Source organism: Vibrio sp. 10N.286.55.E10, from assembly GCF_002872555.1.
GTDB lineage: Bacteria > Pseudomonadota > Gammaproteobacteria > Enterobacterales > Vibrionaceae > Vibrio > Vibrio crassostreae.
Genome location: NZ_MCSD01000059.1, coordinates 172,131 through 197,832, shown reverse-complemented (window position 1 = coordinate 197,832; position 25,702 = coordinate 172,131). Strand labels below are relative to the sequence as shown.

Annotated in this window: 23 protein-coding genes and 3 tRNA genes; 21 read left to right on the top strand and 5 right to left on the bottom strand. The window is 44.5% G+C overall.

All coding sequences use genetic code 11. From position 1 onward, the window contains the following. Positions 1 to 27 precede the first annotated feature (27 nt). The 4 genes from BCV39_RS21175 (at position 28) to BCV39_RS21160 (ending at position 1,583) form a co-directional block, all read left to right on the top strand. Positions 28 to 112, top strand: a tRNA-Leu gene (locus BCV39_RS21175). 50 nt (positions 113 to 162) lie between these two features. Further along, positions 163 to 239 (top strand) — tRNA-Met (locus tag BCV39_RS21170). Positions 240 to 294: 55 nt separating this feature from the next. Continuing rightward, positions 295 to 379 (top strand) — tRNA-Leu (locus BCV39_RS21165). Positions 380 to 536: 157 nt separating this feature from the next. Then, positions 537 to 1,583 (top strand): lactonase family protein, encoded by a 1,047-nt coding sequence (locus tag BCV39_RS21160; protein ID WP_102432281.1) that lies wholly within the window; start codon positions 537 to 539, stop codon positions 1,581 to 1,583. 69 nt (positions 1,584 to 1,652) lie between these two features. On the opposite strand, the gene BCV39_RS21155 is transcribed toward BCV39_RS21160, so the two are convergent. Next, the gene (locus BCV39_RS21155; RefSeq protein ID WP_102432280.1) at positions 1,653 to 2,828 is read right to left on the bottom strand and encodes a 2-octaprenyl-3-methyl-6-methoxy-1,4-benzoquinol hydroxylase; all 1,176 of its coding nucleotides are present in this window, start codon (positions 2,826 to 2,828) and stop codon (positions 1,653 to 1,655) included. A gap of 308 nt (positions 2,829 to 3,136) precedes the next feature. On the opposite strand from BCV39_RS21155, the gene miaB reads away from it, so the two are divergent. From miaB to lnt, 5 genes are all read left to right on the top strand, one after another. Continuing rightward, a complete protein-coding gene (gene miaB, locus BCV39_RS21150) occupies positions 3,137 to 4,561 on the top strand; it encodes a tRNA (N6-isopentenyl adenosine(37)-C2)-methylthiotransferase MiaB (protein WP_012603385.1) in 1,425 nt (474 codons plus the stop codon). 163 nt (positions 4,562 to 4,724) lie between these two features. After that, entirely contained in the window at positions 4,725 to 5,846 is a 1,122-nt protein-coding gene (locus tag BCV39_RS21145; protein ID WP_048663673.1) for a PhoH family protein, read from the top strand. Further along, positions 5,847 to 6,308, top strand: a complete 462-nt coding sequence (gene ybeY / locus BCV39_RS21140; RefSeq protein ID WP_102432279.1) for an rRNA maturation RNase YbeY — start codon at positions 5,847 to 5,849, stop codon at positions 6,306 to 6,308. It abuts the gene before it with no gap. Positions 6,309 to 6,428: 120 nt separating this feature from the next. Continuing rightward, entirely contained in the window at positions 6,429 to 7,319 is an 891-nt protein-coding gene (gene corC, locus BCV39_RS21135) for a CNNM family magnesium/cobalt transport protein CorC (RefSeq protein WP_012603382.1), read from the top strand. Positions 7,320 to 7,351: 32 nt separating this feature from the next. Further along, entirely contained in the window at positions 7,352 to 8,869 is a 1,518-nt protein-coding gene (gene lnt, locus BCV39_RS21130) for an apolipoprotein N-acyltransferase (RefSeq protein WP_102432278.1), read from the top strand. 120 nt (positions 8,870 to 8,989) lie between these two features. Here lnt and BCV39_RS21125 read toward each other — a convergent pair whose 3' ends face one another. Then, positions 8,990 to 9,460, bottom strand: a complete 471-nt coding sequence (locus BCV39_RS21125) for a zinc ribbon-containing protein (protein WP_009848479.1) — start codon at positions 9,458 to 9,460, stop codon at positions 8,990 to 8,992. 263 nt (positions 9,461 to 9,723) lie between these two features. Between BCV39_RS21125 and leuS the strand changes: the two genes are divergently transcribed. From leuS to lipA, 12 genes are all read left to right on the top strand, one after another. Then, positions 9,724 to 12,300, top strand: a complete 2,577-nt coding sequence (gene leuS / locus BCV39_RS21120) for a leucine--tRNA ligase (RefSeq protein ID WP_017068503.1) — start codon at positions 9,724 to 9,726, stop codon at positions 12,298 to 12,300. A gap of 179 nt (positions 12,301 to 12,479) precedes the next feature. Next, a complete protein-coding gene (lptE, locus tag BCV39_RS21115; protein ID WP_102432277.1) occupies positions 12,480 to 13,133 on the top strand; it encodes an LPS assembly lipoprotein LptE in 654 nt (217 codons plus the stop codon). Between the two features lie 12 nt (positions 13,134 to 13,145). Then, positions 13,146 to 14,171 (top strand): DNA polymerase III subunit delta, encoded by a 1,026-nt coding sequence (gene holA / locus BCV39_RS21110; RefSeq protein ID WP_102432276.1) that lies wholly within the window; start codon positions 13,146 to 13,148, stop codon positions 14,169 to 14,171. Positions 14,172 to 14,235: 64 nt separating this feature from the next. Further along, complete coding sequence (gene rsfS / locus BCV39_RS21105; protein WP_004735247.1) at positions 14,236 to 14,553, top strand: ribosome silencing factor; 318 nt, start codon at positions 14,236 to 14,238, stop codon at positions 14,551 to 14,553. A 3-nt stretch (positions 14,554 to 14,556) separates the two neighbouring features. Continuing rightward, positions 14,557 to 15,027, top strand: coding sequence for a 23S rRNA (pseudouridine(1915)-N(3))-methyltransferase RlmH (rlmH, locus tag BCV39_RS21100; protein WP_004735246.1), 471 nt, complete (start codon positions 14,557 to 14,559; stop codon positions 15,025 to 15,027). A 6-nt stretch (positions 15,028 to 15,033) separates the two neighbouring features. Then, a complete protein-coding gene (mrdA, locus tag BCV39_RS21095) occupies positions 15,034 to 16,926 on the top strand; it encodes a penicillin-binding protein 2 (RefSeq protein ID WP_102432275.1) in 1,893 nt (630 codons plus the stop codon). Beyond that, a complete protein-coding gene (gene rodA / locus BCV39_RS21090; protein WP_048607962.1) occupies positions 16,926 to 18,047 on the top strand; it encodes a rod shape-determining protein RodA in 1,122 nt (373 codons plus the stop codon). The genes mrdA and rodA overlap by 1 nt, the downstream gene beginning before the upstream one ends. Before the next feature lie 3 nt (positions 18,048 to 18,050). Then, entirely contained in the window at positions 18,051 to 18,890 is an 840-nt protein-coding gene (locus BCV39_RS21085) for a septal ring lytic transglycosylase RlpA family protein (RefSeq protein WP_102432274.1), read from the top strand. Between the two features lie 93 nt (positions 18,891 to 18,983). Then, positions 18,984 to 20,165 carry a serine hydrolase gene (locus BCV39_RS21080; RefSeq protein ID WP_017067140.1) on the top strand — a complete coding sequence of 394 codons (1,182 nt, stop codon included), beginning with the start codon at positions 18,984 to 18,986 and terminating at the stop codon, positions 20,163 to 20,165. 232 nt (positions 20,166 to 20,397) lie between these two features. After that, positions 20,398 to 20,676, top strand: a complete 279-nt coding sequence (gene ybeD / locus BCV39_RS21075; RefSeq protein WP_026084358.1) for a DUF493 family protein YbeD — start codon at positions 20,398 to 20,400, stop codon at positions 20,674 to 20,676. 195 nt (positions 20,677 to 20,871) lie between these two features. Next, the gene (gene lipB, locus BCV39_RS21070; RefSeq protein ID WP_004737632.1) at positions 20,872 to 21,531 is read left to right on the top strand and encodes a lipoyl(octanoyl) transferase LipB; all 660 of its coding nucleotides are present in this window, start codon (positions 20,872 to 20,874) and stop codon (positions 21,529 to 21,531) included. 4 nt (positions 21,532 to 21,535) lie between these two features. Then, a complete protein-coding gene (gene lipA / locus BCV39_RS21065; RefSeq protein ID WP_017059920.1) occupies positions 21,536 to 22,501 on the top strand; it encodes a lipoyl synthase in 966 nt (321 codons plus the stop codon). 148 nt (positions 22,502 to 22,649) lie between these two features. On the opposite strand, the gene BCV39_RS21060 is transcribed toward lipA, so the two are convergent. The 3 genes from BCV39_RS21060 to BCV39_RS21050 all read right to left on the bottom strand — a co-directional run bounded on the left by BCV39_RS21060 (position 22,650) and on the right by BCV39_RS21050 (position 25,657). Beyond that, the gene (locus BCV39_RS21060) at positions 22,650 to 24,011 is read right to left on the bottom strand and encodes a sodium-dependent transporter (protein ID WP_102432273.1); all 1,362 of its coding nucleotides are present in this window, start codon (positions 24,009 to 24,011) and stop codon (positions 22,650 to 22,652) included. Positions 24,012 to 24,300: 289 nt separating this feature from the next. Continuing rightward, a complete protein-coding gene (locus tag BCV39_RS21055; RefSeq protein WP_102432272.1) occupies positions 24,301 to 25,095 on the bottom strand; it encodes a YggN family protein in 795 nt (264 codons plus the stop codon). A gap of 88 nt (positions 25,096 to 25,183) precedes the next feature. Then, complete coding sequence (locus tag BCV39_RS21050; protein WP_102432271.1) at positions 25,184 to 25,657, bottom strand: GreA/GreB family elongation factor; 474 nt, start codon at positions 25,655 to 25,657, stop codon at positions 25,184 to 25,186. Positions 25,658 to 25,702: the final 45 nt, after the last annotated feature.

Below are 25,702 nucleotides of genomic sequence, written 5' to 3'. Positions count from 1 at the left end.
ATGTCGATATAACTATAAAGCTTTGCTGCGGTCGTGGCGGAATTGGTAGACGCACCAGATTTAGGTTCTGGCGCCGAGAGGTGTGAGAGTTCAAGTCTCTCCGACCGCACCATTATTTCTCTTTAATTAGAGAACAAATAATGAATCTATTAGATTTATTATGGCTACTTAGCTCAGTTGGTTAGAGCACATCACTCATAATGATGGGGTCGCAGGTTCAAATCCCGCAGTAGCCACCACTTATACAACGTCTTATTGAAGCACCAATATTCGATATGACTATAAAGATTTGCTGCGGTCGTGGCGGAATTGGTAGACGCACCAGATTTAGGTTCTGGCGCCGAGAGGTGTGAGAGTTCAAGTCTCTCCGACCGCACCATCATTGAATGAAACCCAGCTTTTTAGCTGGGTTTTGTTTTATCTGGAATATGTAAATCTGATAACTCCGTCACCAAGTATTTCTCTCTATCTAATCACTTCATGACTTTTTTATAAGACAATGTCTGCTCCATTTTCTAATTGAGTATGACTTCCCTATGAAAAACCTCACTCTAACGCTCGGTTGCTACACAGACACTCCCAGTAAAAGCCAAGGCGTATATCAGGCTCAATTAGACTTGGAAAGCGGAAAGCTATTACCTTTAGAGCTCGTTGCAGAGTGCACTAACCCGTCTTTTGTCGTAGCGACAAAACTTGGCATCTATACCGCGTCTGAAATTGATCAGCCAAAACAGCCGCAGCTGATTCATATTCCTAGCCCTAACTCAAAGACGGTTAAGAACTTCGGTACTATCGCTGGCGGTCACCCCTGTCACATCACGATAGATCCACACAATAAGTTTGCTATCACGTCGCAATACTCATCAGGCACATTCGATATTTTTAGCTTAAGTATCAATGGCAACATCGATAAGCGCCTCAAAACAATCAAGATGGTTGGTTCCGGGCCAAACAAAGAGAGACAAACTAGCCCGCACGCCCACCAATGTCTGTTCTTACAAAACTCGCCACAGTTTGTGACTGTCGATCTCGGCACCGATCGAATCAACTTCTATTGCTTCGATGAAGAACAGGAAGAGTTTCTAGACGGGCCTATGCAGTCTATTAAAGTGCCAGCTGGCAATGGACCTCGCCATTTAATCTTTAACAAAGCAGAAGACAGAGCCTATGTGATCTGCGAGCTCTCTGAATCAATACTTATGTTGGAAAAGGTTTTGGGTGTATGGAATATCGTAGAAGAAATTGATGCGCTTCCCAATATGGAGAAAGGAGAAGCTACGGCTGCGATAAAACTATCGCCGGATGAGCAATTCCTCTATGTATCTTGTCGACACCAATCAAGGATCAGTTGCTTCAGAATCGAGCCTACAACAAAAATGCCTATTTTTATTGATAGCTATAATACTGAAGGCAACTTCCCTCGCGATTTTCATATTACTGACTGCGGACGATGGGTTATCGCAGCAAACCAACACTCCAATAACATCACCTCATTCAAACGAAATAATGAGGATGGGTCTTTGGTTTATACAGGATACTCTTTAGAGATCGATGCACCGGTTTGCGTTACACAGCAGTTATAGCACTCAGCACCAAACAAAAAAGGAGAGCATCTGCTCTCCTTCTCTATATAGATAATCTGAACTAATAAATTAAAGGCCTAAGGCGTATTTCAATACTTGGGTTTTAATCGGCCCAGAGTTCTCTGCTAATTTTAGCGCAGCATTACGTGCAAACTTGAGCGGACCAATGTCGTTGCTGAATGTCTTGTAGAAAAAATCCATGCCACTCTGCATCATTAGGTTGTCGCCTCTTCTCATCACTTCATAACGTCTTGCTACAAACTGATTCAATTCACCCTTTTCGTTGGTGACATCCAACAGTACTGATACATCTTTAAAGCCTAAGTTAACACCCTGCCCTGCCAATGGGTTGATCGTATGTGCAGAGTCCCCGACTAAAATACAGTTATTCTTCGAATATGATTGAGCATGACGTCGTGTCAGAGGAAAAGAACCCGAATTCAAGACTTTAATATCACCTAACTCTTTAGGAAAGTGAGAAAGTACTTCGTTACGTAGTTTTTCAGGGGTCATTGCTGACAGTTGCTTAATACGCAGTGGAGAATCATACCAAACTAATGACCCCTGCCCGATTTCTTGACCGTCAGAGGTTAGAGAACACAAAGGCAAAAATGAACGAGGACCACTTGGTAAAAATTGCTGCCAAGTAATATCTTGCTGAGGCTGCTCGGTTTCTACGTTGATAAGCATACAGTGCTGGCGGTAGTCCCAAGCAGTAATACCGATACCAGCTTGTTGACGAACGGCTGAATTGGCGCCATCCGCGCCAATCACCCATTTCGCGGATAGCTCAGCCCCAGATTGAAGCTTAACGATATTGATTTCACCAAACTCAATCTCATCGAGCTTTTCTGGACATAGCAATTCGAGGTTGTCGTGTTCAGCAAATTGAGACCATAAACCTAATTGAATGAGTCTGTTCTCAACGATATAGCCCAAACGAGGAAGGTCCAGTGATGCAGCATCAAACCGAGTACGACACTCTGGGTGTTCCCACGTCTCTAAACGCTTATATGAACACACTCGCATCGCTGCAATACTTCGCCATGCACCAAGATCTTCAAGCAACTCGACCGATGCTTGAGAAATCGCTGACACACGAATGTCCATCGTTTGTGACTCATCAAAAGCTTGTGGGGCAAAACCTTCGATTACCGCAACACTCAGACCTTGCTTTGCAAAACCGATAGCTGTTGCTGCGCCAACCATGCCGCCACCGACGACTACAATATCGTAACTGTTCATATTTTGTACTTATCAGTTTGATTCTTTGACTGTTTTTGATTGTACTTTTTCATAACTAACTTGTAACCAAAAACCTTATTCGAAAAAAGGGTTATCCCTTATGGCATATGGCGTTAACGATAATAAAAGCCACTACATAAGAGATTTGTTCAGACTACTAGTCAGTCGGTTTTGAAACCAGTACAATACGCCGCTTGCCGCTAGAGCCTGTCATAAAATTGAATACTGAATTATGACATATGGAGCTAGCGGATGAATAATGGGCGATTTGCTCCCTTAAATTAAACTAACGATCGAGCGAACATATAATGAGTAAGAAACTGCTAATTAAAACTTGGGGCTGTCAGATGAATGAATACGATTCATCAAAAATGGCCGACCTGCTTAACGCTGCAAATGGCTATGAGCTAACTGAAGTACCTGAGGAAGCAGACGTACTACTATTGAATACTTGTTCTATCCGCGAAAAAGCACAAGAAAAAGTATTCCACCAGCTTGGTCGTTGGAAAACGCTTAAAGATAAGAAAGAAGGTGTGGTGATCGGTGTGGGTGGCTGTGTAGCGACTCAAGAGGGTGATCACATTCGTCAACGTGCACCTTACGTAGACGTTATCTTTGGCCCACAAACACTGCACCGTCTGCCAGAGATGATTAAATCATCACTGTCTAACGAAAAGCCAGTAATGGACATCTCTTTCCCAGAGATCGAAAAGTTCGATAACCTGCCTGAGCCAAAAGCTGAAGGTGCGACGGCATTCGTTTCTATCATGGAAGGTTGTTCTAAATACTGTACTTACTGCGTTGTACCATACACACGTGGTGAAGAAGTTAGCCGTCCAATGGATGATGTACTGTTCGAAGTGGCTCAACTTGCAGAGCAAGGCGTACGTGAAGTTAACCTACTAGGTCAGAACGTAAACGCATACCGCGGTCCAACACACGAAGGCGATATCTGTTCATTCGCAGAACTGCTTCGTCTTGTTGCTTCTATCGATGGTATCGACCGTATTCGTTTCACAACTAGCCACCCGCTTGAGTTTGGTGACGACATCATTGAAGTTTACAAAGATACTCCTGAACTAGTGAGCTTCCTTCACCTGCCAGTACAAAGTGGTAGTGACCGTATTCTTACGATGATGAAGCGTCCACACACGGCTATCGAGTACAAGTCTATTATCCGTAAACTGCGTAAAGCTCGTCCTGATATTCAAATCAGTTCTGACTTTATCGTTGGTTTCCCTGGTGAGTCTAAACAAGACTTCCAAGATACAATGAAGTTAATTAAAGAAGTTGATTTCGATATGAGCTTCAGCTTTGTTTTCTCTCCTCGTCCGGGTACGCCAGCGGCAGATTACCCATGTGACGTACCAGCACAAGAGAAGAAAGATCGTCTATACGAACTGCAACAAACGGTAAACACACAAGCTATGCGCTTCTCTCGTCTAATGCTAGGCACAGAGCAACGTATCCTTGTTGAAGGTCCATCAAGAAAGAACCTAATGGAACTTCGCGGCCGTACAGAAAACAGCCGTGTTGTGAACTTCGAAGGTTCTGCAGACCTAATCGGCCAGTTCGTAGATGTGAAGATCACTGAGGTTTACACCAACTCACTACGTGGTGAGCTAGTTCGCACAGAAAAAGACATGGGTCTACGCGTTGTTATGACTCCAGCAGAAATGATGGAAAAAACAAAACGTGAAGACGAGCTAGGTGTAGCGACATTTACACCGTAGGCAATACAACTGTTTGAGCACAAAGCGCAAACACAAAGCTTGAAATTACCTAACTAAGTGACCATCTTAGAAATAGGGATATCACAATCAAAAGCCCGGTCTAAATCGGGCTTTTTGCTCTTTGTTTTATTTAAGAGCGAGTGGCACAAAATGAGAGGCTAATTTGAGCAATAAAATCGTTACCTTAGAGATAAATCTAGAGCCAGCCGACAACAAGCGCTTGGCTAGCTTATGCGGACCATTCGACGACAACATCAAACACCTTGAGCGTCGTCTTGGCGTTGAGATTAATTACCGAAGCAACTTCTTCACCATCGTTGGTAAGCCTCACACAGCAGCCGCTGCTTTAGACATCATCAAACACCTCTATGTTGAAACGGCTCCAGTTAAAGGCAACATAATCGATATCGAACCAGAGCAAGTGCATCTGGCGGTCACCGAATCTGGCATTTTGGAACAACACGTCGAGTCTGAAATCGACTACGGCAAAGAAGTGACCATTAAGACTAAAAAAGGCGTCATCAAACCTCGTACGCCAAACCAAGCACAGTACCTAATGAACATGGTCACCCATGACATCACCTTTGGTATTGGGCCAGCAGGTACAGGTAAAACCTATTTAGCCGTTGCAGCAGCAGTTGATGCACTTGAACGCCAAGAGGTTCGCCGGATCCTACTGACTCGCCCTGCTGTAGAAGCCGGTGAGAAGCTTGGGTTCCTACCGGGTGATTTAAGCCAGAAAGTCGACCCATATTTGCGCCCACTTTACGATGCACTGTTTGAGATGCTCGGTTTTGAACGTGTTGAAAAGCTAATTGAACGTAACGTGATTGAAGTCGCTCCACTGGCTTACATGCGTGGACGTACACTAAATGATGCATTTATCATTCTTGATGAGAGCCAAAACACCACGGTAGAACAGATGAAAATGTTCTTAACCCGTATCGGTTTTAATTCGCGTGCAGTTATCACAGGTGACATTACGCAAATCGATTTACCTCGTGGAGCGAAGTCTGGTCTTCGTCATGCAACTGAAGTGCTGAGTGAAGTGGATGACATCAGCTTTAATTTCTTCATGTCTGAAGATGTGGTTCGTCACCCTGTTGTTGCTCGTATCGTCAACGCCTACGAGAAATGGGAAGCGAAAGACCAGAAAGAGCGCAAAGAGTTTGAAAAGCGTAAACGTGAAGAGCGCGAAGCCAAACTTCTTGAGGCTCAGCAGGCAGTTACGACACAATTAGCAACACAAAATAGTTCTGTGATTACAGAACAAGGTGATAAATAGATGTCTATTGAACTAGACCTGCAAATAGCAGTCGAAAATGAGCAAGGTCTTCCAACTGAGCAAGATATTCAGCTTTGGTTGGACAAGACAATTCCTCAGTTTCAAGAGAACGCTGAGTTGACGGTTCGTATCGTTGATATGCAAGAAAGCCACCAGCTCAATCATGAATACCGTGGCAAAGACAAGCCAACTAACGTGCTGTCTTTTCCATTCGAGGCACCTCCAGGGATCGAGCTAGATCTGCTAGGCGACCTCATTATCTGCCGTCAAGTTGTCGAAAAAGAAGCAGAAGAGCAAAGTAAGCCTCTGCTAGCACACTGGGCTCATATGGTTGTACATGGCAGTCTGCATCTGCTAGGTTATGATCATATCGAAGATGATGAAGCTGAAGAGATGGAATCACTCGAGACAGAAATCATGCAAACTATGGGGTTTGAAGACCCGTATATTCTAGAAAAGTAAATTGATTCTAGTAAAGTAGGTTGCAGAGAAACAATAACTCATCGAACCTGTGATTTCCGCAGGAATCTGAGTTGTAACGTGTGCTATCACACTTCTGATAGCGTTATTTTTTGAGAAATCATGAACGAAGGTAACCCCCCCACTTCTGAGGGAAGTAAAAAATCTGAAGGTCCGAGTAGAAAGTCCTTCTTTGAACGCCTAGGCCAACTATTTCAAGGTGAAGTAAAAGATCGCCAAGAGCTCGTGGATGTAATCCGCGACTCAGAAATTAATGACCTAATTGACCACGACACGCGCGACATGCTCGAGGGTGTAATGGAAATTTCAGAGATGCGAGTACGCGATATCATGCTGCCTCGCTCTCAAATGGTTACAGTTGAACGCACCGATGATTTAGATACATTGATTGCGCTTATTACTGATGCTCAACACTCTCGCTACCCAGTGATCAGTGAAGATAAAGACCATGTTGAAGGCATTCTATTAGCGAAGGACCTACTTAAGTATTTGGGTTCAGAAAGTGCCCCATTTGATATCGAACAAGTGATTCGCCCTGTCGTAGTTGTTCCTGAAAGTAAGCGAGTTGATCGCCTGCTTAAGGAGTTCCAAGAAGAGCGTTACCACATGTCTATCGTTGTCGATGAGTTTGGCGGAGTTTCTGGCCTAGTAACCATTGAAGATATCCTCGAAGAAATCGTTGGTGAAATTGAAGACGAGTTCGACGATGAAGAAGAGTTAGATATTCGTAAGCTGAGTAAGCATACCTTTTCTGTAAAAGCTTTAACCACTATTGAAGAGTTCAACGATACGTTTAACACTGCCTTTAGTGATGATGAAGTAGATACAGTAGGCGGCATGGTTATGACAGCACTCGGTCACCTGCCGGTTCGTGGCGAAATTGTAGAAATTGAAAACTACCATTTCAAGATAACATCAGCAGATAACCGTCGTGTAATTCAGCTACAGGTAACCATTCCTGACGAACAGCCTCTTCCGACTATCGAAGAATAACAACTTCTCTCTAAAGAGATGACAGAAATTAGATGACTAAGACCTTTATTCATCGCCTATTACGGCCGCTTGCGGCCGTTTTTGTTGGCGCTATAACCACCCTTTCATTCGCTCCATACTCCATATGGCCTCTTGCTATTCTCAGCCCAGCTTTGTTGCTGTTACTGATCCACAACCGCTCTCCTAAAAGCGCGCTTTGGATTGGCTACGCATGGGGTTTAGGCCAATTCACGACAGGTATCAGCTGGGTATACGTCAGCATTGATGGTTTTGGTGGCATGCCACTGGCGGCTAATCTATTTTTGATGGCATTGCTCGTTGGCTACCTAGCTGTTTATTCAGGTCTGTTTACCTGGAGTTTGAACAAGTTCTTCCCTGTTAATAATCTAAGCCGCTTTTTCCTCGCTGCTCCAGCATTGTGGTTAGTCAGTGATTGGCTACGTGGATGGGTAATGACGGGCTTCCCTTGGCTTTGGTTGGGCTACAGCCAAATCGATTCGCCATTAAGTTCGTTTGCACCGATTGGCGGCGTAGAGCTAGTAACTCTAGCGATCATTGTTTCAGCCTCTGCATTCGCTTATGCGATTGTTAACAGGGCTTGGAGTATCGCTATCATTCCCGCCGTCGTATTTAGCGCAGGTTTTGGTATTCGAAATATCGATTGGGTCACGCCGAACCCGGAAAAAACTACGTCAGTCGTTTTAATACAAGGCAACGTCGATCAAGACAGTAAATGGCTACCAAGTCATCGCTGGCCGACCATGATGAAATACACCGACCTCAGCAGAGAAAACTGGGATGCGGATATCATCATCTGGCCTGAAGCCGCTATTCCTGCTTTTGAAGTCGAGATACCCTCTTTTCTGCGCAACTTAGACAGCGCTGCTAAGATGAATAACAGCTCAATCATCACAGGTGTACTGAATCAGTCTGAAGACAAGAAGTACTACAACAGCGTTCTCTCACTTGGTGTAAACCCATACGGTGAATACAGCTACGATCCAGACGAGCGCTATCATAAACATCACCTACTGCCATTTGGTGAGTTTGTACCGTTTGAGGACATATTGCGCCCATTGGCACCATTCTTTAACTTGCCAATGTCTTCGTTCAGTCGTGGTGATTTCATCCAACCAAACATCGTGGCCAACGGTCGTCATCTTGCGCCTGCGTTGTGTTACGAGATCATCTTTAATGATCAAGTTAGACAGAATGTGACTGATGAGACTGACTTTATCCTCACGCTCTCCAACGATGCGTGGTTTGGTCGTTCGATTGGGCCATTGCAACATATGGAAATCGCACAAATGCGGGCTCTGGAGCTTGGTAAGCCGCTTATTCGCTCTACCAACAATGGTGTGACGGCGGTGACAGATTACAAAGGCAACATCATCAAACAAGTGCCTCAGTTTGAAACGGCCGTATTAAAAGCTGAACTCATTTCAACGGATGGTCAAACGCCTTATCACACAATAGGTACTTGGCCACTGTATATATGGGCGATGCTCAGCTTGGTGATTGGTTGGCTAATAAGAAAGCCAAAAAGCTAGATTCGAGATTCGAGATTCGAGATTCGAGATTCGACGAAAGGTGATTGGAGGGTTGACTGACTGGGTCAACCCTTTTTATTGCTGTGGTTTTACGTTGATACTGTATTATGGTTCAGGAGCTTACGGCTTAAGGGCTTTACGACTAAACCCTTTAGAACCACATTTAATGCATGGAATGATATTGGTTGGGTGGTTATATTCAGTTTGGTGACCACACTCGTCACATACCAAGGTTCCTAAGCCTATGACTTCACCCGCTTGATACAGCCCCTGATGTTCTAAATCTTGGAACAGTTCAACCCACTCCACCTTAGTGCGGTCAGTGATATCCAACAGTCCTTGCCAAATAGAGTCTGCAATCATCAAATAGAATGGACCACTTTTACTCTCTTCATAGCTTTCAGAAAACTCTTTTAAGTCCGACTTCACGTAGGCAGAAATCAGCGATAGTTCATCTTTGGTCATGTCGTTGGCTGCTTTCGCATACTTGCCTGACGTTTCGATTTTGTTGTTGAGCTCTTCAGGACTATGCTTCAGCGTTTCAATCACCTCTTCGACTACTTCTTCATAGAGCGCTTTTTTCTTCGGCATAACAACCTCCTTAAGATAACCAACCTTTTAGTGAGCAAACGGGTGCGCTGCAATGCACTCCCGCTCACAAACAAATGCAATTCATACTCTTAAGTATAGTTGCCCTGCGAAATTCAGTGAAAATTACACAATCTACTAGGTAGCAACTGCAAGTATGAAGGGTATAACTATTGTTGTACTCAGCTCCTTTAGGTATTCTATGACGATCTGTAAGATTCTGTTCTAACCGAACTCACAAATTCCAAGATAACCGGATACCATCGATGCAAGAACAATATAACCCGCAAGAGATTGAACAAAAGGTTCAACAACACTGGGATAACAGCGAAACTTTCGTTGTAAGTGAAGACCCAAACAAAGAAAAATTCTACTGTCTTTCTATGTTCCCTTACCCAAGTGGCCGACTGCACATGGGTCACGTGCGTAACTACACCATCGGTGATGTGGTATCTCGTTTCCAACGTCTACAAGGCAAAAACGTAATGCAGCCAATTGGTTGGGATGCATTCGGCCTACCTGCAGAAAACGCAGCTGTTAAAAACAACACAGCGCCTGCACCATGGACTTACGAAAACATTGAGTACATGAAAAACCAGCTTAAACTTCTAGGCTTTGGTTACGACTGGAACCGTGAATTCGCAACATGTACTCCAGAGTACTACCGTTGGGAACAAGAGTTCTTCACTAAGCTTTACGAAAAAGGCCTGGTTTACAAGAAGACATCTTCTGTTAACTGGTGTCCAAACGACCAAACAGTACTAGCAAACGAGCAAGTAGAAGACGGTTGCTGCTGGCGTTGTGATACTCCAGTAGAGCAAAAGAAAATTCCACAGTGGTTCATTAAAATCACGGAGTACGCTCAAGAGCTACTAGACGATCTCGACAACCTTGAAGGTTGGCCTGAAATGGTTAAGACCATGCAGCGCAACTGGATCGGCCGCTCTGAAGGTGTTGAGCTGTCTTTCGCTGTCAACGGCGAAGAAGCGCCACTGGAAGTTTACACAACTCGTCCAGACACACTGATGGGTGTTTCTTACGTGGGTATCGCTGCAGGTCACCCTCTTGCAGAGAAAGCATCGAAGAACAACCCAGAGCTTGCTGCATTCGTTGAAGAGTGTCGTAACACTAAAGTTGCTGAAGCTGAACTAGCAACGATGGAAAAGAAAGGTATGGATACTGGCCTAACGGCTATCCACCCTCTTAACGGTCGTGTTGTTCCTGTTTACGTAGCAAACTTCGTTCTTATGGATTACGGCACAGGTGCGGTAATGGCGGTTCCTGCTCACGATCAACGTGACTACGAATTCGCAACTAAGTACGGCATCGACATTATCCCAGTAATCAAACCTGAAGACGGTTCTGAGCTAGATGTGTCTGAAGCGGCTTACACCGAGAAAGGCGTATTGTTCGATTCTGGTGAGTTCGATGGTCTTGCGTTCCAAGAAGCATTCGATGCAATTGCTGCGAAGCTTGAAGCTGAAGGTAAAGGTAAAAAGACAGTAAACTTCCGTCTACGTGACTGGGGTGTATCTCGTCAGCGTTACTGGGGTGCTCCAATCCCAATGGTAACCACTGAAGACGGTGAAGTTCACCCTGTCCCAGCAGACCAATTACCAGTAATTCTTCCTGAAGATGTGGTAATGGATGGCGTAACTAGCCCAATCAAGGCAGACAAATCTTGGGCTGAGACAACGTTCAACGGCGAACCAGCTCTACGTGAGACTGACACGTTCGATACGTTTATGGAGTCTTCTTGGTACTACGCACGTTACTGTTCACCACAAGCAGACGACATTCTAGATCCAGAGAAAGCAAACTACTGGCTACCAGTTGACCAATACGTTGGTGGTATCGAGCACGCTTGTATGCACCTGCTTTACTCTCGTTTCTTCCACAAGCTTCTACGTGATGCTGGTTACGTGACGTCTGACGAACCGTTCAAGCAACTACTATGTCAAGGCATGGTTCTGGCTGACGCTTTCTATCACGAAAACGAAAAAGGCACCAAAGAGTGGATTGCACCGACTGACGTAACGGTTGAACGTGACGGTAAAGGTCGCATCGAAAAAGCAGTCGACGATCAAGGCCGCGAAGTTGAGCACTCAGGCATGATCAAAATGTCTAAGTCTAAGAACAACGGTATCGACCCACAAGAGATGGTAGACAAGTACGGCGCTGATACAGTACGTCTATTCATGATGTTTGCATCACCTGCAGACATGACGCTTGAGTGGCAAGAGTCTGGCGTTGAAGGAGCTAACCGCTTCCTTAAACGTGTTTGGAAATTGGTTCACGCTCATTCTTCTAAAGGTGCAGCTGAATCTGTTGACGCTTCTGCGCTATCTGGCGACCAAAAAGCACTTCGTCGTGATATCCACAAGACTATCGCGAAAGTAACGGACGATATTGGCCGCCGCCAAACGTTCAACACAGCTATCGCTGCAATCATGGAACTAATGAACAAGCTAGCGAAAGCACCTCAAGAGTCTGTACAAGATCGTGCAATTCTTGATGAAGCGCTAAAAGCAGTAGTTCGTATGCTTTACCCTATGACTCCACACATCTCTTACGAAATGTGGATTGCACTTGGTGAATCAAACGTAGACTCAGCAACATGGCCAACTTTCGATGAGAAAGCGCTAGTTGAAGACGAGAAGACTATCGTTGTCATGATCAACGGTAAGCTACGTGCGAAGCTAACGGTTGCTGCTGACGCGACAGAAGAGCAAGTTCGTGAACTTGGTCTAAACGATGAGAACGCTAAGAAGTTCCTAGATGGCCTAACGATTCGTAAGGTTATCTTCGTTCCTGGTAAGCTTCTAAACATCGTTGCTAACTAATTTCGTTAGTACAGTGCAATTGCTAAAGAATTAACGAACTTAATTCATCAAAAGCAGTCTGTAGACAGGGTAGCTAATTGCCCTGTCTACTTATTTAAGCGCTTTAGATTTGAGCCTAACAACTCAATCTAGCTAAAGCCTTTAAATAAGTATTCTACCTTCATGAGAGCCATCAAATAATGCGCCTGATTTCACTATCTTCATTGAAAGTTACTATTGTTGTTTTAACCGTCAGCCTGTTAAGTGCGTGTGGTTTCCACCTGCGTGGTGATTACTCCGTACCAGAAGAACTCAACAAGATCTCCGTAACCAGTTATGACCAATACAGTACGTTTACACGTATGATGAAAGGTCAGCTACGCATGAATGATGTAGAAATCGTGCCACCTGCTGAAAATACCCCTAACCTACACATTATTAGTGAGAGCGTTGGTGAGCGTACCCTTTCTCTATACCAAAACACTCGTGCTGCTGAAATTGAACTTACGTTTTATGCTTCGTATCGCGTAACTATCCCAGACCTTGGCTCAAAGACATTCTCAACCAGTGTAACCCGTAGTTATCTAGACAACCCACTGACTGCACTTGCGAAGTCGGTTGAACGAGACATGATTGAAGATGAGATGCGCAAGTTGGCAACAAGCCAAATCCTACGTCAAATGGCTCGACTAAAAGCGAACATCGCAGCTGATAGCATGGATTTAGAAGCGTTAGAACACGTTCAAGTGAAAGAGCTCGAAAAGCAATACAACATCAAGAATGTTGAAATTGACGACGTTGAGATCGTACCGGCTTCAGAAGAGCAACCAACACTTAGCGAACCGGCTGAGTAATAGGTTTATTTGATGCGTATTTTTGCTGACCGCTTATCAGAGCAACTTGCTAAACAGCTAAGCAGTGTTTACCTCATTTTTGGTAACGAGCCTCTGCTATTACAAGAAAGCCGAGAAGCAATTCAAAAAGCTGCAAAACAACAAGGTTTTGAAGAACGTCACCGCTTTGCTATTGATAGCAGCCTCGACTGGAATCAAGTCTACGACTGCACTCAAGCACTGAGCCTGTTCTCTAGCCGTCAAGTCATCGAACTTGAATTACCAGAGTCAGGCGTCAATGCCGCGATAGCAAAAGAGCTACTCGCGATCTCCGAGCATATCCACAGTGATATCCTATTGATCTTGGTCGGCACTAAGCTAACCAAAGCTCAAGAGAGCGCGAAGTGGTTTAAGGCGCTCTCGAATCAAGGTCACTGGGTCAGTTGCTTGACTCCAGATGTCAGTCGACTTCCTCAGTTTGTCCAAGCTCGCTGCCGTCAAATCGGTTTGACGCCAGATCCTGAAGCGATTCAAATGCTGGCACAATGGCATGAGGGTAACCTATTTGCACTAACCCAAAGCCTAGAAAAACTGGCTCTCCAATACCCAGATGGAAAGCTCACACTAGTACGCTTAGAAGAATCGCTGAGTCGCCATAACCATTTTACTCCATTCCATTGGAGTGATGCGTTATTAGCAGGCAAAGGAAACCGAGCACAACGGATCCTGCGTCAGCTAGAAGCCGAGGGTATAGAGCCAGTCATTTTACTGCGTAGTATCCAACGTGAACTTGCCCTGTTGTTGCAAATGCAGCAACAAATGAAACAGATGCCGATTGGTCAAGTCTTCGACAAACACCGCATCTGGCAATCTAAAAAGCCTCTTTATAACGCCGCGCTAACAAGAGTTTCGATTTCTCAATTACACTCTTTGTTCGCGTTGCTCACCCAAGCTGAATTGATGACAAAGACTCAATATGAGCAGTCGCCTTGGCCACTAATTCATCAGTTAAGCGTAGAGTTTTGTATCCCTTCAGCTTCAATACCATTTCACGCATAAAAGCGTGGTATATTCTAGGGTCAACAGCCCCTAAAAAGCTAAATTCAGATTAAAGGAACACCCCGTGTTACGTGAAGAACTAAAAGATTTTCTTGCAGACAAAGCCGACGACATGAAAGCAGAATCGATTGTGACTATCGATGTAGAAGGCAAATCAAGTGTGACTGATTACATGATTGTTTGTACTGGCACCTCTAAGCGCCATGTTGCTTCTATTGCACAGCATGTTGCTGATGAAGTACGTAAAGCAGGCATGCAACCACTAGGCATGGATGGCCAGCAAGAAGGTGAATGGGTTGTTCTAGATATGGGCACAAGCATGCTCCACGTTATGCAAGAAGAGCATCGTGAACTGTACCAACTAGAAAAACTTTGGGGCTAAGCTTTGAAGATCCAGTTAATCGCAGTTGGTACAAAAATGCCAAAGTGGGTTGAAGAAGGCTTTAAAGAATATAAACGCCGCTTCCCTCATGATATGCCATTAGAACTCATTGAAATCACTGCGGGTAAACGCGGTAAAAATGCGGATATTGCACGTATTCTTCAAAAAGAAGGCGAAGCAATGTTGGCAGCGGTTCCGAAAGGTAACCGCATTGTCACGCTTGATATCCCAGGTAAAAAATGGGATACCCCTCAGCTGGCAGAGCAATTGGAAAGTTGGAAATTGGATGGACGCGACGTTTCTATCCTTATTGGCGGGCCTGAAGGACTAGCACCTGCATGTAAAGCGGCAGCAGATCAAAGTTGGTCTCTATCGGCACTTACTCTCCCTCACCCATTAGTACGCGTTATCATGGCTGAAAGCTTGTATCGAGCTTGGAGCATCACTGCTAACCACCCTTATCATCGAGAATAAGCGTTAATGTTACGTAAACGTAGCCAAATCCGTGACTACAAAGCAGAAGCACGACTATTTACTAGCCGTGCTTTTGTTGCGTTTGCAGGGATCATAGTGATGATGTCGATGTTGGTTATGAATCTTTACAACATTCAAATCAACCAATATCAGGACTATAAAACCCGCTCTAACGACAACCGTATCAAGGTCGTTCCAATCGCACCCAACCGAGGTTTGATTTACGATCGCAACGGTGTACTTCTTGCTGAAAACCGCCCTGTTTTCAATCTAGAAATCACACCAGAAAAAATAAAAGATATGGATGACACGCTCGCCCGCCTACAAGCGTTAATCGAGGTCCCACCAGAACGTGTCGAGCGTTTTAATCGTGATCGTCGTAATTCACGACGCTTCAAGTCAGTACCGATTCTGAACCAACTTACAGAAGAACAGGTTGCGGTCTTTTCTGTAAACCAACATAAGTTCCCTGGTGTTGAGGTCACTGGCACGTTAAAACGTTTTTACCCTTATGGTGATGTGCTGACTCACGTTATTGGTTATGTATCGCGCATCAATGACCGTGATATGCAGCGCCTAGCACGAGAAGAGAAAGACGCCAATTACCAAGCGACTCGCGACATCGGTAAACTTGGCATTGAACGCTACTACGAAGACATGTTGCACGGTACCGCTGGCTATCAAGAAGTCGAAGTAAACAGCCGTGGACGAGTGATCCGTACCCTTAAGTTTGTACCTTCGGTTCCGGGTAAAGATATCGTGCTCAACTTGGACATCAAGCTACAACTATACGTACATAAGTTACTTGATGGCCGCCGTGGTTCAGCTATCGTTCTCGACCCGAAAGACAATGGCGTGTTAGCTATGGTATCTAGCCCAAGCTACGACCCAAATGCATTTGTACATGGTATATCCTCTAAAGGTTACAACGCACTGCTTCAAGACAAAGACCGACCTTTAGTTAACCGTGCAACGCTAGGTATTTATCCACCAGCATCGACGATCAAGCCATTCATTGCTGTTGCGGCTTTGCAAGAAGGTGTCATTACACCGAATACCACACGTAACGACCCTGGCTACTGGAAGATCCCGAACTCTAAAACCAGACCATTCCGTGACTGGTTGCGTTGGGGGCACGGTGTCGTTGATATAGAGAAAGCGATTGAAGAGTCAGTGGATACTTTCTTTTACCAAATTGCTTATGATCTCGGAATTGACCGCATATCCAAATGGATGATGATGTTCGGCTTTGGTGACTACACTGGCATCGATATTTATGAAGAAAGCAAAGCCAATATGCCAACTCGTGATTGGAAAATGGCAAGACACCGTGTGCCTTGGTACCAAGGTGACACCATCCCTGTTGGCATTGGACAAGGCTACTGGACAGCAACACCAATGCAGATTGCAAAAGCCACATCAGTTTTGGTGAATGAAGGTGAAGTAACAGCCCCTCATCTACTTCGTTCAACCATTGATAACGGCCGCCCATTCGATGAACAAATTATGTCGGATATTGAAACTTACCCACCGCTAACCGGAGTTAAGAAGAAGTATTGGGACATCGCTCAGGAAGGTATGAGGCTGGCTAACCACGGTAAGAAAGGCACCGCAAGACGTTCATTCCAGAAGATGTCTTACCAAACTGCTGGTAAATCGGGTACCGCGCAGGTATTCGGCTTAAAAGAAGATGAAGAGTACAACGCGGATGAAATCGCAGAGCACTTACGCGATCACGCCCTCTTTACGGGTTACGCGCCTTTTGAAGATCCTGAAGCAGTCGTGACTATCGTTCTAGAGAACGCAGGTGGCGGTTCGTCTAACGGCGGACCAGTAGTAAGAAGAATTTTAGACCATATTATCCTTGCAGAAGATTATCAAAGTGAGCCAATTAAATAATGAAACTTGATCCTTCAACTGGACGAAATAGAGCCCTATTCGAAAGGCTGCATATCGACCTGCCGCTTTTGCTCGGCATTCTGGTTTTAATGGGCTTTGCCCTACTGATCATGTACAGCGCAAGCGGACAAAGTCTTGCTATGATGGATCGCCAAGCAATGCGTATGGCTCTATCTTTAGGTGTGATGATCTTCCTAGCGCAAATCTCACCTCGCACTTATGAGACCTTGGCACCACTGCTGTTTGCTGGTGGTGTCATCTTACTATTAGGCGTGTTGTTCTTTGGTGAAGCCTCGAAAGGTGCCCAGCGTTGGTTAAACTTCGGCTTTGTTCGATTCCAGCCCTCAGAGCTATTAAAGCTTGCAGTGCCTTTGATGCTGGCACGATTTATCGGTAAGCGTTCACTTCCACCTACCTTCCAAACATTAGCGATCTCGCTAGTGATGGTATTTGTACCGACGATTCTAATCGCAAAGCAACCCGACTTAGGTACATCTATCCTTATCGCCGCATCCGGTATCTTCGTGATATTCCTGGCAGGTATCAGTTGGAAAATCATTGCTAGTGCGGCAATCGCGTTGGGGGCGTTTATCCCAATCTTATGGTTCTTCTTGATGCGTGAATATCAAAAAGTACGTGTAAGAACCCTTTTTGACCCTGAATCAGATCCATTAGGTGCGGGTTACCACATCATTCAAAGTAAGATTGCGATAGGTTCTGGTGGTATATCAGGAAAAGGTTGGCTGCAAGGCACTCAATCTCAACTAGAGTTCATCCCAGAGCGCCACACCGACTTCATTTTTGCGGTAATTGCCGAAGAGTGGGGCATGATTGGTATCTTGTTCTTGCTTGCTATCTATTTGTTTATTATTGGACGTGGCTTAGTGCTTGCTAGCCAAGCTCAAACCGCATTCGGCCGAATGATGGGCGGCAGTATTGTACTGAGCTTCTTCGTCTACATTTTTGTAAACATTGGCATGGTAAGTGGCATTCTACCTGTGGTTGGTGTTCCTCTTCCTCTAGTCAGTTATGGCGGTACTTCAATGGTTACCCTTATGGCTGGTTTTGGTATTTTAATGTCAATCCATACACACAGAAAAGCATTCTCAAAGGCGACCTAATCGATGTCTATTACAACGTTCTCAAAAAAAGCATCCCTGGTTGATGAGCTGCCATTCAAAAAAATAGCCTCTATCTTAGGGCTAGCGATTTTAATCAATGGCTGTTCTTCACAGAAGCCAACAGGTCGCTACGATATTGATTCAGATATTGCGCCAGACGCACCGATCTCGGTAGAGCATTTAGAAGATGCTCACCCTCAGTATGAACCTTATAGTTTAGGTGGTAACACGGATTACACTCTGCGTGGCGAAGACTATAAGATCGTCAAGGAGACGGAAGGATTTACCGAGAAAGGAAAAGCCTCTTGGTACGGTAAGAAATTTCATGGTCATTTAACGTCTAATGGCGAAATCTACGACATGTATTCGATGTCTGCAGCACACAAAACATTGCCTATTCCAAGCTACGTAAAAGTGACCAATACCGATAATGACAAAACAACGATTGTACGCATCAATGATCGTGGTCCATTCCATGAAGGCCGAATCATTGACCTTAGTTATGCGGCCGCTTACAAGCTCGATGTATTAAGAACCGGCACTGCAAATGTTGAGATAGAAGTCATTACTGTAGCTATGCCAACCGACGCTAAGAAAAAGGCCGCTTTGCCACAATTTATTATTCAAGTTGCCACATCTCCACATGAAGATAGAACAGAGAAGTTAGCTAAAGATCTAGCCGAAAAACTAGAAGTAGCAACGTTCTTGCAGTCAAATGATGACAACTACCGTCTGATGATTGGGCCATTTCATGACTATGCTCTGACTCAAGAAAAATTAGAACAAGTTAAGCTAATGGGTTACCCGTCAGCTTATATAAAAAAACACACCCTAACTCGCTAATTAATCTAACAGTTACTTCTGGTAATCAGCGCTCTGGTGTGACAGAGTGATTCTGTTAATATATGAATAGTTCACCAAATAATTGCATTCAAAATGATTAAATCTAATAAACTTGTTAAATCGATTTTTGCTACTTCTGTTGCTCTTTCTGCAACGATAGCTACATCGTCATTCGCCGCTCCTATTGTTGTTCCTGATGCACCTCAAATCGCCGCTAAAGGTTTTGTTCTGATGGATTACCATTCAGGCAAAGTACTAGCAGAGAAAGAGATGAATACTCAACTTTCTCCAGCAAGTTTAACCAAGATGATGACGAGCTACGTAATTGGCCAAGAGCTAGAGCGTGGCAACATCAACTTAAACGACGATGTTGTAATCAGTGAAAATGCTTGGGCTAAAAACTTCCCAGATTCATCTAAGATGTTCGTTGAAGTAGGTACAACGGTTAAAGTTGAAGAACTGAACCGCGGTATCATTGTTCAGTCAGGTAACGATGCTTGTGTTGCCATGGCTGAACACATCGCCGGCTCTGAAGATGCATTCGTTGACCTAATGAACGCATGGGCAAGCTCTATCGGTATGAAAGACACGCACTTTGCTAACGTGCACGGTCTAGACAACCCGAACCTATACTCAACGCCTTACGATATGGCGCTACTTGGTCAGGCGCTGATTCGTGACGTTCCTGATGAGTACCGTATCTACTCGCAGAAAAAATTCACTTACAACGGCATCACCCAATACAACCGTAACGGTCTGTTATGGGATAAGAGCATGAACGTTGATGGCATCAAAACGGGCCACACAAGCAATGCAGGTTACAGCCTAGTAAGCTCAGCGACCGAAGGCAAAATGCGCCTAGTTGCTGTAGTTATGGGCACCAAGAATGCTAATGCTCGTAAAACAGAAAGCAAAAAACTGCTTAGCTACGGCTTCCGTTTCTTCGAAACAGTGGCGCCACATACAGCGGGTGAAACCTTCGTAGAAGAGAAAATCTGGATGGGTAGCAAGGACACAGTTGCGCTAGGTGTCGATGAAGATACTTTCGTAACTCTACCTCGTGGCCAAGCTAAGAACCTAAAAGCAAGCTTCGTACTTGAGAAAGAGCTAGAAGCGCCAATCAGCAAAGGCGATGTAGTTGGTAAACTATTCTACCAAGTCGACGGTGAAGACGTTGCTGAATACCCACTACTAGCACTTGAAGATGTAGACCAAGGCAGCCTATTCAGCCGCCTATGGGACTACCTAGTTCTTCTGTTCAAGGGTTTATTCTAAACCAGCCAAAGGTTTGTTCTAAGTAAAACCTAAGCTTGTTGTATAGCTAACCTAATGAGTAAGTTCATGATTTACTCATTAGTGAGCCAAAAGCCGCCATGTGCGGCTTTTGTTGATCTTGAGTTCAGTGATATTTACACGTAATATTCCGCCTTATTACTCGTGTCTGTTGACCGAACACGCTTTTTATCGACATTTCGCCAATTTGCGAGAGTCTAGCCTTTTGGAGCTAATCATGAACATCAATTCTGATGCAAAACTAAAAGATCTCTTAGAGTTCCCTTGTTCATTTACTTACAAAGTAATGGGCCACGCTAAGCCAGAACTAACAGAGCTAGTGCTAGAAGTGATCCAGCGTCATGCTCCTGGTGACTACAGCCCAACACTAAAACCGAGTGCGAAAGGTAACTACCACTCTGTTTCTATCAATATTACTGCGACTTCAATCGAGCAAGTAGAAACTCTTTATAAAGAACTGGGCGAGATCGAAATCGTTCGTATGGTTCTGTAATCTCCGATTACACATCAAAAACAGCGGCTTATTGCCGCTGTTTTTGTTTAAAGCCCCCTAACGAGTTCAAATTCATTCAACTTAATTTTCAATAAATACAAAGAAAGTTGAAAAACCTTGCAGTCCGTCTGTAGTTAGAATCATGTTTCGCGTTTATAATGCGTTCACTTTATTAATCCTTGAGGGAGTGCAGCTTTGCAAAATAAGCTAATCGTAAAAAAATTAGGCCGTCAGGATTACGAACCTGTATGGAAAGCCATGCATAAGTTCACAGACGAACGCACGGAAGAAGACGTAGACCAAGTTTGGTTGGTTGAACACAACCCTGTCTTCACTCAAGGACAAGCAGGCAAAGCTGAGCATGTATTAAATGCCGGTGATATCCCTGTGATACAAAGCGATCGCGGTGGCCAAGTGACTTACCACGGCCCAGGCCAATTAGTTGCTTACTTTCTGATTAACATCCGCCGCAAGAAATTCGGAGTACGTGATTTGGTTACTCATATCGAGAACCTCGTAATCAATACTCTGAAAGCTTACAATATAGATTCAGCTGCCCGACCTGACGCTCCTGGTGTTTATGTCGATGGCAAGAAAATCTGTTCACTCGGATTACGTATTCGACGTGGCTGCTCGTTCCACGGGCTAGCACTTAACGTCGATATGGACCTGTCTCCATTCCTACGTATTAACCCATGCGGTTACCAAGGTATGGAAATGGCGCAGGTAAGCCAACTTGGCGGACCAAGTGAACTGGAAAACGTTGAGCAACAGTTAATACAAGAGCTCGTAGAGCTACTCGGCTATGACCAAGTAGACATTCAAGCCACCAGTAACATTACAGCAGAAGCATAAAATCATGAGCAAACCAATCCAAATGGAAAAAGGCGTTAAATATCGTGACGCTGACAAAATGGCATTAATTCCCGTAAAGAATATGCCTGCTGAACAGAAAGAAGTTCTACGTAAGCCTGAATGGATGAAGATTAAACTTCCTTCAGACAGCCATCGTATTCAAGAAATCAAATCAGCAATGCGCAAAAACAACCTGCACTCAGTTTGTGAAGAAGCGTCTTGCCCTAACCTAGCCGAGTGTTTCAACCACGGTACGGCAACGTTTATGATTCTTGGCGCTATCTGTACTCGTCGCTGCCCGTTCTGTGATGTTGCCCATGGTCGTCCTGTTGCTCCTGAAGCAGAAGAGCCGAAGAAACTGGCTAAGACGATTAAAGACATGAAACTGAAGTACGTAGTAATCACTTCAGTTGACCGTGATGACTTGCGTGACGGCGGTGCTCAGCACTTTGCTGACTGTAACCGTGAGATTCGCGAGCTAAACCCAAATATTCGTATCGAAACACTGGTTCCAGACTTCCGCGGTCGTATGGATGTTGCGCTTGATCTAATGAAAGACAACCCGCCAGATGTTTTCAACCACAACCTAGAGACAGCACCACGTCTATACCGTAAAGCGCGTCCAGGTGCGAACTACAAGTGGTCTCTTGATCTACTGAAGAAATTCAAAGAACAGCACCCTGATATCCCAACAAAATCAGGTGTGATGATGGGTCTTGGTGAGACGAAAGAAGAGATCGTTCAAGTACTGAAAGACCTTCGCGAACATGGTGTGACTATGCTGACACTAGGCCAATACCTAGCACCAAGCCGTCACCACTTACCAGTAGAACGCTACGTGCCGCCTTCTGAGTTCGATGAACTAAAAGAGATTGCTCTAGAGCTTGGCTTCACTCACGCAGCGTGTGGCCCGTTTGTACGCTCTTCTTACCATGCAGATCTACAAGCTCAAGGTATGGAAATTAAGTAATCACGATTGCTTAACTAAAAATACAAAGGCGCTGAATATTATGTTCAGCGCCTTTTTTCTATCTTCTTGGTGCCGCTAAAAACAACAAAGCCACTCATTAAGAGTGGCCTTGAATAGCAAATATAATGATGTAGCCGTCAGCTGGTCACTATCCGAAAGAAGCCCAAATAACCGTTGCCACCAAGATTGGGCAGACAAATTTCACATACATTGGCCAAACTTTACCAAACCAACCCAGTTGAAAATCAGGGCAGCCTTGCTCAAGCTCTCTCACTTTTGAAGCTCGGCTCCACACCCAGCCACCAAACAGGCAAAACATCAATGCCGCTACAGGTTGAAGGTATTGAGTTGCAATCATCGCTACCATGCCAAACATCGCAGCAAAGTTGTAAACAATCACCACACTAAACAGCGCGATAGCACCACCAATCACCCAGCTTGTTGGCGTTCGTCTAGTATTGAAACGCTCACTCACTAGCGCTACCGGGCCTTCAAGCATCGAGATAGAAGAAGTCAGTGCAGCAATCGTTAGTAGTAAGAAGAAGACAATTGCGAAGATCTGACCAAGCACACCTAAACTATCAAACATCAACGGCAGAACCGTGAATACTAGCGTGTCAGAACTTAATAGTGAGCCGTCTTCCGCGTAGATTTGAACGCCTTTTTGCATCGCAACAAACATTGCAGGCATCACCACTAGTCCAGCAATAAAAGCGACAGCAGTATCAACCAAAGTAACGTTCATTGCCATTTTTGGCAGGTTTTCTTTCTTACTTAAGTAAGAGCCATAAACCAACATTGAGCAGCCACCAATGGTGAGCGAAAAGAAACCCTGCCCCATTGCCGCCAGAATCAGTTTTCTATCCCACACTTTCTCAAAGTCTGGAACGAGGTAATGTTTTAGGCCTTCCATTGCACCAGATTGCGTCATGATGTAAACAAACAATAAGCCAAATAAAACAAACAGCGCAGGCATCAAACGAGTCGACCACTTCTCGATACCTTGCTTAACACCGCCCTGTACAATCAAGATAGTCAGTACATAGAACGCGACGGTACCAAATACGTTGCGCTCAACACTGAAGCCTTTAAACCAATCAGCAGCAGCCTCTAGACCAATCAGATCCGCAACAGCTCCAATTAGGAAGCAAATCAACCAACCGCCAACAATGCTATAAAAGGCTAGCACTGCACTTGGAACACTCAATCCAATCCAACCGACAAACTCACCGACTTTCTTACCCAAAGGGTTTGTCGTCAAAGATCGCATGCTATCAACTGGGTTTGCTTGGCCGTGACGGCCGATAGCCATCTCTACCACCAGCATAGGGAAAGCAACCACGAAGATCATGATCAAATAGACCAAAAGGAAAGCACCGCCACCGTTGCTGGCAACTTGAGTCGGGAAACCCCAAATATTACCCAAGCCAACCGCTGCACCAGCCGCTGCTAAAATAAAGCCTAAACGAGAGCTAAAGTGCTCTCTTGAAGAGGAAGATTGTTGGTCCATATTGCCCGCATTAAAAATCAGTGAACTAGTTGAGAAGTACAGTAATAAAAAGCAATGATAGGCACAACCAATAAATGAACAATTCTCTGATTTTTACAATCAATGCGCTATTTAGAACCACAAAATTAACAAATAACCAGTCTTATCATTCAATCATAAGCAATAAAGCAAAGTGGCGGGCTTGAGAAGCAAATCGATTAAATAGAGATAAATACTCGTTGCGTGGTTCCATTTATACAAACAAAAAGAGCACCAACCGGTGCTCTTGCTATTCATCATTAGATTCACATTAAATTGTGAATACTTGGTAATCTTTTAGGTTCGGAATAATTTCATGCAGTTCTTGCTCTTGCTCTGCCATCTCATCAAGTGAATCACAGAACTCAGTGCCTTCTTCTTCCATTTGCTGAGCATGTTCTTTCATTCGCTCTTCAACTTTCAGCTTTAATTCAGCCATGCTGTCAGCCAATTCAGTCAGGTTTAGGCCACCGTCTTGTTTCATCTTTTCTGACATCGCATTAAAAGCGCTAGATATAAATTCTTGGTTAAAGATTTCTTTCGCCTTCTCGAAATCTTCAGACCAGCCATTTGCCATCGAGTCGAAACTGTCTGCTGGTAGTACTAGCTCACCATCTTTGTAGTAACGCGCCTCAAGTTCAGCAAAATACGTCTTCATTGACTCTTTTACATTATCAAACGACTCAGGCGAATCTAGGCTAGCGGCAATATCATCAATAACGTCATTGGCTAATGCTAAGCTCTCGTTAGCCATTTGCTTTGCGCGAGGTAAATACTCACTCATACTTTCACGATACTTTTCAATTGCCGCTTGTTGGTCTGCATCAAGCTCAACTTTCTCACCATGAATATAGAGATCGTTGTTGTTATCGAACACGGCGCTATTGCCATTTACCTGATGAATTTCGACTTTCTGATCATCGATTCGTAATTCATTCTTCAAATCAACTCGACACTGAGCAGCAAAAGTTGGCAGGCTCACGACAGAGATTACCGCTGTTAACGATGCGATTAATACATTGTTTTTCATAAACATTTTGTTTTTCATAAATACATTGCTTTTCATAACATCCTCTCATCAATCTGACAAATTACTATACCTTGGGTGTATGCTTCTTTGTCAGAGCAACGTCTTATATTCCCTAGCCAATTATTCAGTCAACCGATACCACTTCGTAGCAAAACTGTTTATCAGCGACCTTAAACTCAATTTCATCGCCAACTTCTTTACCCATTAACGCCTGACCAAAAGGCGCATTTGCCGTCACGATAGCTACTTCATTGTCATTCCACGTGACAGCCAGTCCCCCAACTCTCGGCCCCATAAAGAAGTGTTTATATTGGTCATGCTCATCAATCACCACCACATAGCTACTCACAGTAACTTTTTCACTGTCACGCAATACAAGGTTTCGATAGCACTGAATATCATCTTCACACTCTTGCACTCTCACCGCTTGTCCGTGGGCAAGATACGAGGCTTCTAGAGCTAAGGTGTCGTACTTGTGTTCTGGCACTGTCTCTTCATCGGTCGCGGCGTCAATGGCACGTTGAGTGGCAGATTGTGCGATACGCAATCGGGATTCGAGTTGCTCAATGATTATTTGTCGAAGCTCAGGCTTATTCATACTATTGGGGTGCTTTTCTATAGGAGCTACAGAATAGAATTAGGT

Coding starts and splice junctions, on each gene's coding strand:
- lipA (WP_017059920.1), top strand. CDS start 21,536: ATGAGCAAACCAATCCAAATGGAAAAAGGCGTTAAATATCGTGACGCT.
- BCV39_RS21155 (WP_102432280.1), bottom strand. CDS start 2,828: ATGAACAGTTACGATATTGTAGTCGTCGGTGGCGGCATGGTTGGCGCA.
- holA (WP_102432276.1), top strand. CDS start 13,146: ATGCGTATTTTTGCTGACCGCTTATCAGAGCAACTTGCTAAACAGCTA.
- leuS (WP_017068503.1), top strand. CDS start 9,724: ATGCAAGAACAATATAACCCGCAAGAGATTGAACAAAAGGTTCAACAA.
- BCV39_RS21060 (WP_102432273.1), bottom strand. CDS start 24,011: ATGGACCAACAATCTTCCTCTTCAAGAGAGCACTTTAGCTCTCGTTTA.
- lptE (WP_102432277.1), top strand. CDS start 12,480: ATGCGCCTGATTTCACTATCTTCATTGAAAGTTACTATTGTTGTTTTA.
- BCV39_RS21125 (WP_009848479.1), bottom strand. CDS start 9,460: ATGCCGAAGAAAAAAGCGCTCTATGAAGAAGTAGTCGAAGAGGTGATT.
- mrdA (WP_102432275.1), top strand. CDS start 15,034: ATGTTACGTAAACGTAGCCAAATCCGTGACTACAAAGCAGAAGCACGA.
- BCV39_RS21160 (WP_102432281.1), top strand. CDS start 537: ATGAAAAACCTCACTCTAACGCTCGGTTGCTACACAGACACTCCCAGT.
- corC (WP_012603382.1), top strand. CDS start 6,429: ATGAACGAAGGTAACCCCCCCACTTCTGAGGGAAGTAAAAAATCTGAA.
- BCV39_RS21085 (WP_102432274.1), top strand. CDS start 18,051: ATGTCTATTACAACGTTCTCAAAAAAAGCATCCCTGGTTGATGAGCTG.
- ybeY (WP_102432279.1), top strand. CDS start 5,847: ATGTCTATTGAACTAGACCTGCAAATAGCAGTCGAAAATGAGCAAGGT.
- lnt (WP_102432278.1), top strand. CDS start 7,352: ATGACTAAGACCTTTATTCATCGCCTATTACGGCCGCTTGCGGCCGTT.
- BCV39_RS21055 (WP_102432272.1), bottom strand. CDS start 25,095: ATGAAAAGCAATGTATTTATGAAAAACAAAATGTTTATGAAAAACAAT.
- rodA (WP_048607962.1), top strand. CDS start 16,926: ATGAAACTTGATCCTTCAACTGGACGAAATAGAGCCCTATTCGAAAGG.
- miaB (WP_012603385.1), top strand. CDS start 3,137: ATGAGTAAGAAACTGCTAATTAAAACTTGGGGCTGTCAGATGAATGAA.
- BCV39_RS21050 (WP_102432271.1), bottom strand. CDS start 25,657: ATGAATAAGCCTGAGCTTCGACAAATAATCATTGAGCAACTCGAATCC.
- BCV39_RS21080 (WP_017067140.1), top strand. CDS start 18,984: ATGATTAAATCTAATAAACTTGTTAAATCGATTTTTGCTACTTCTGTT.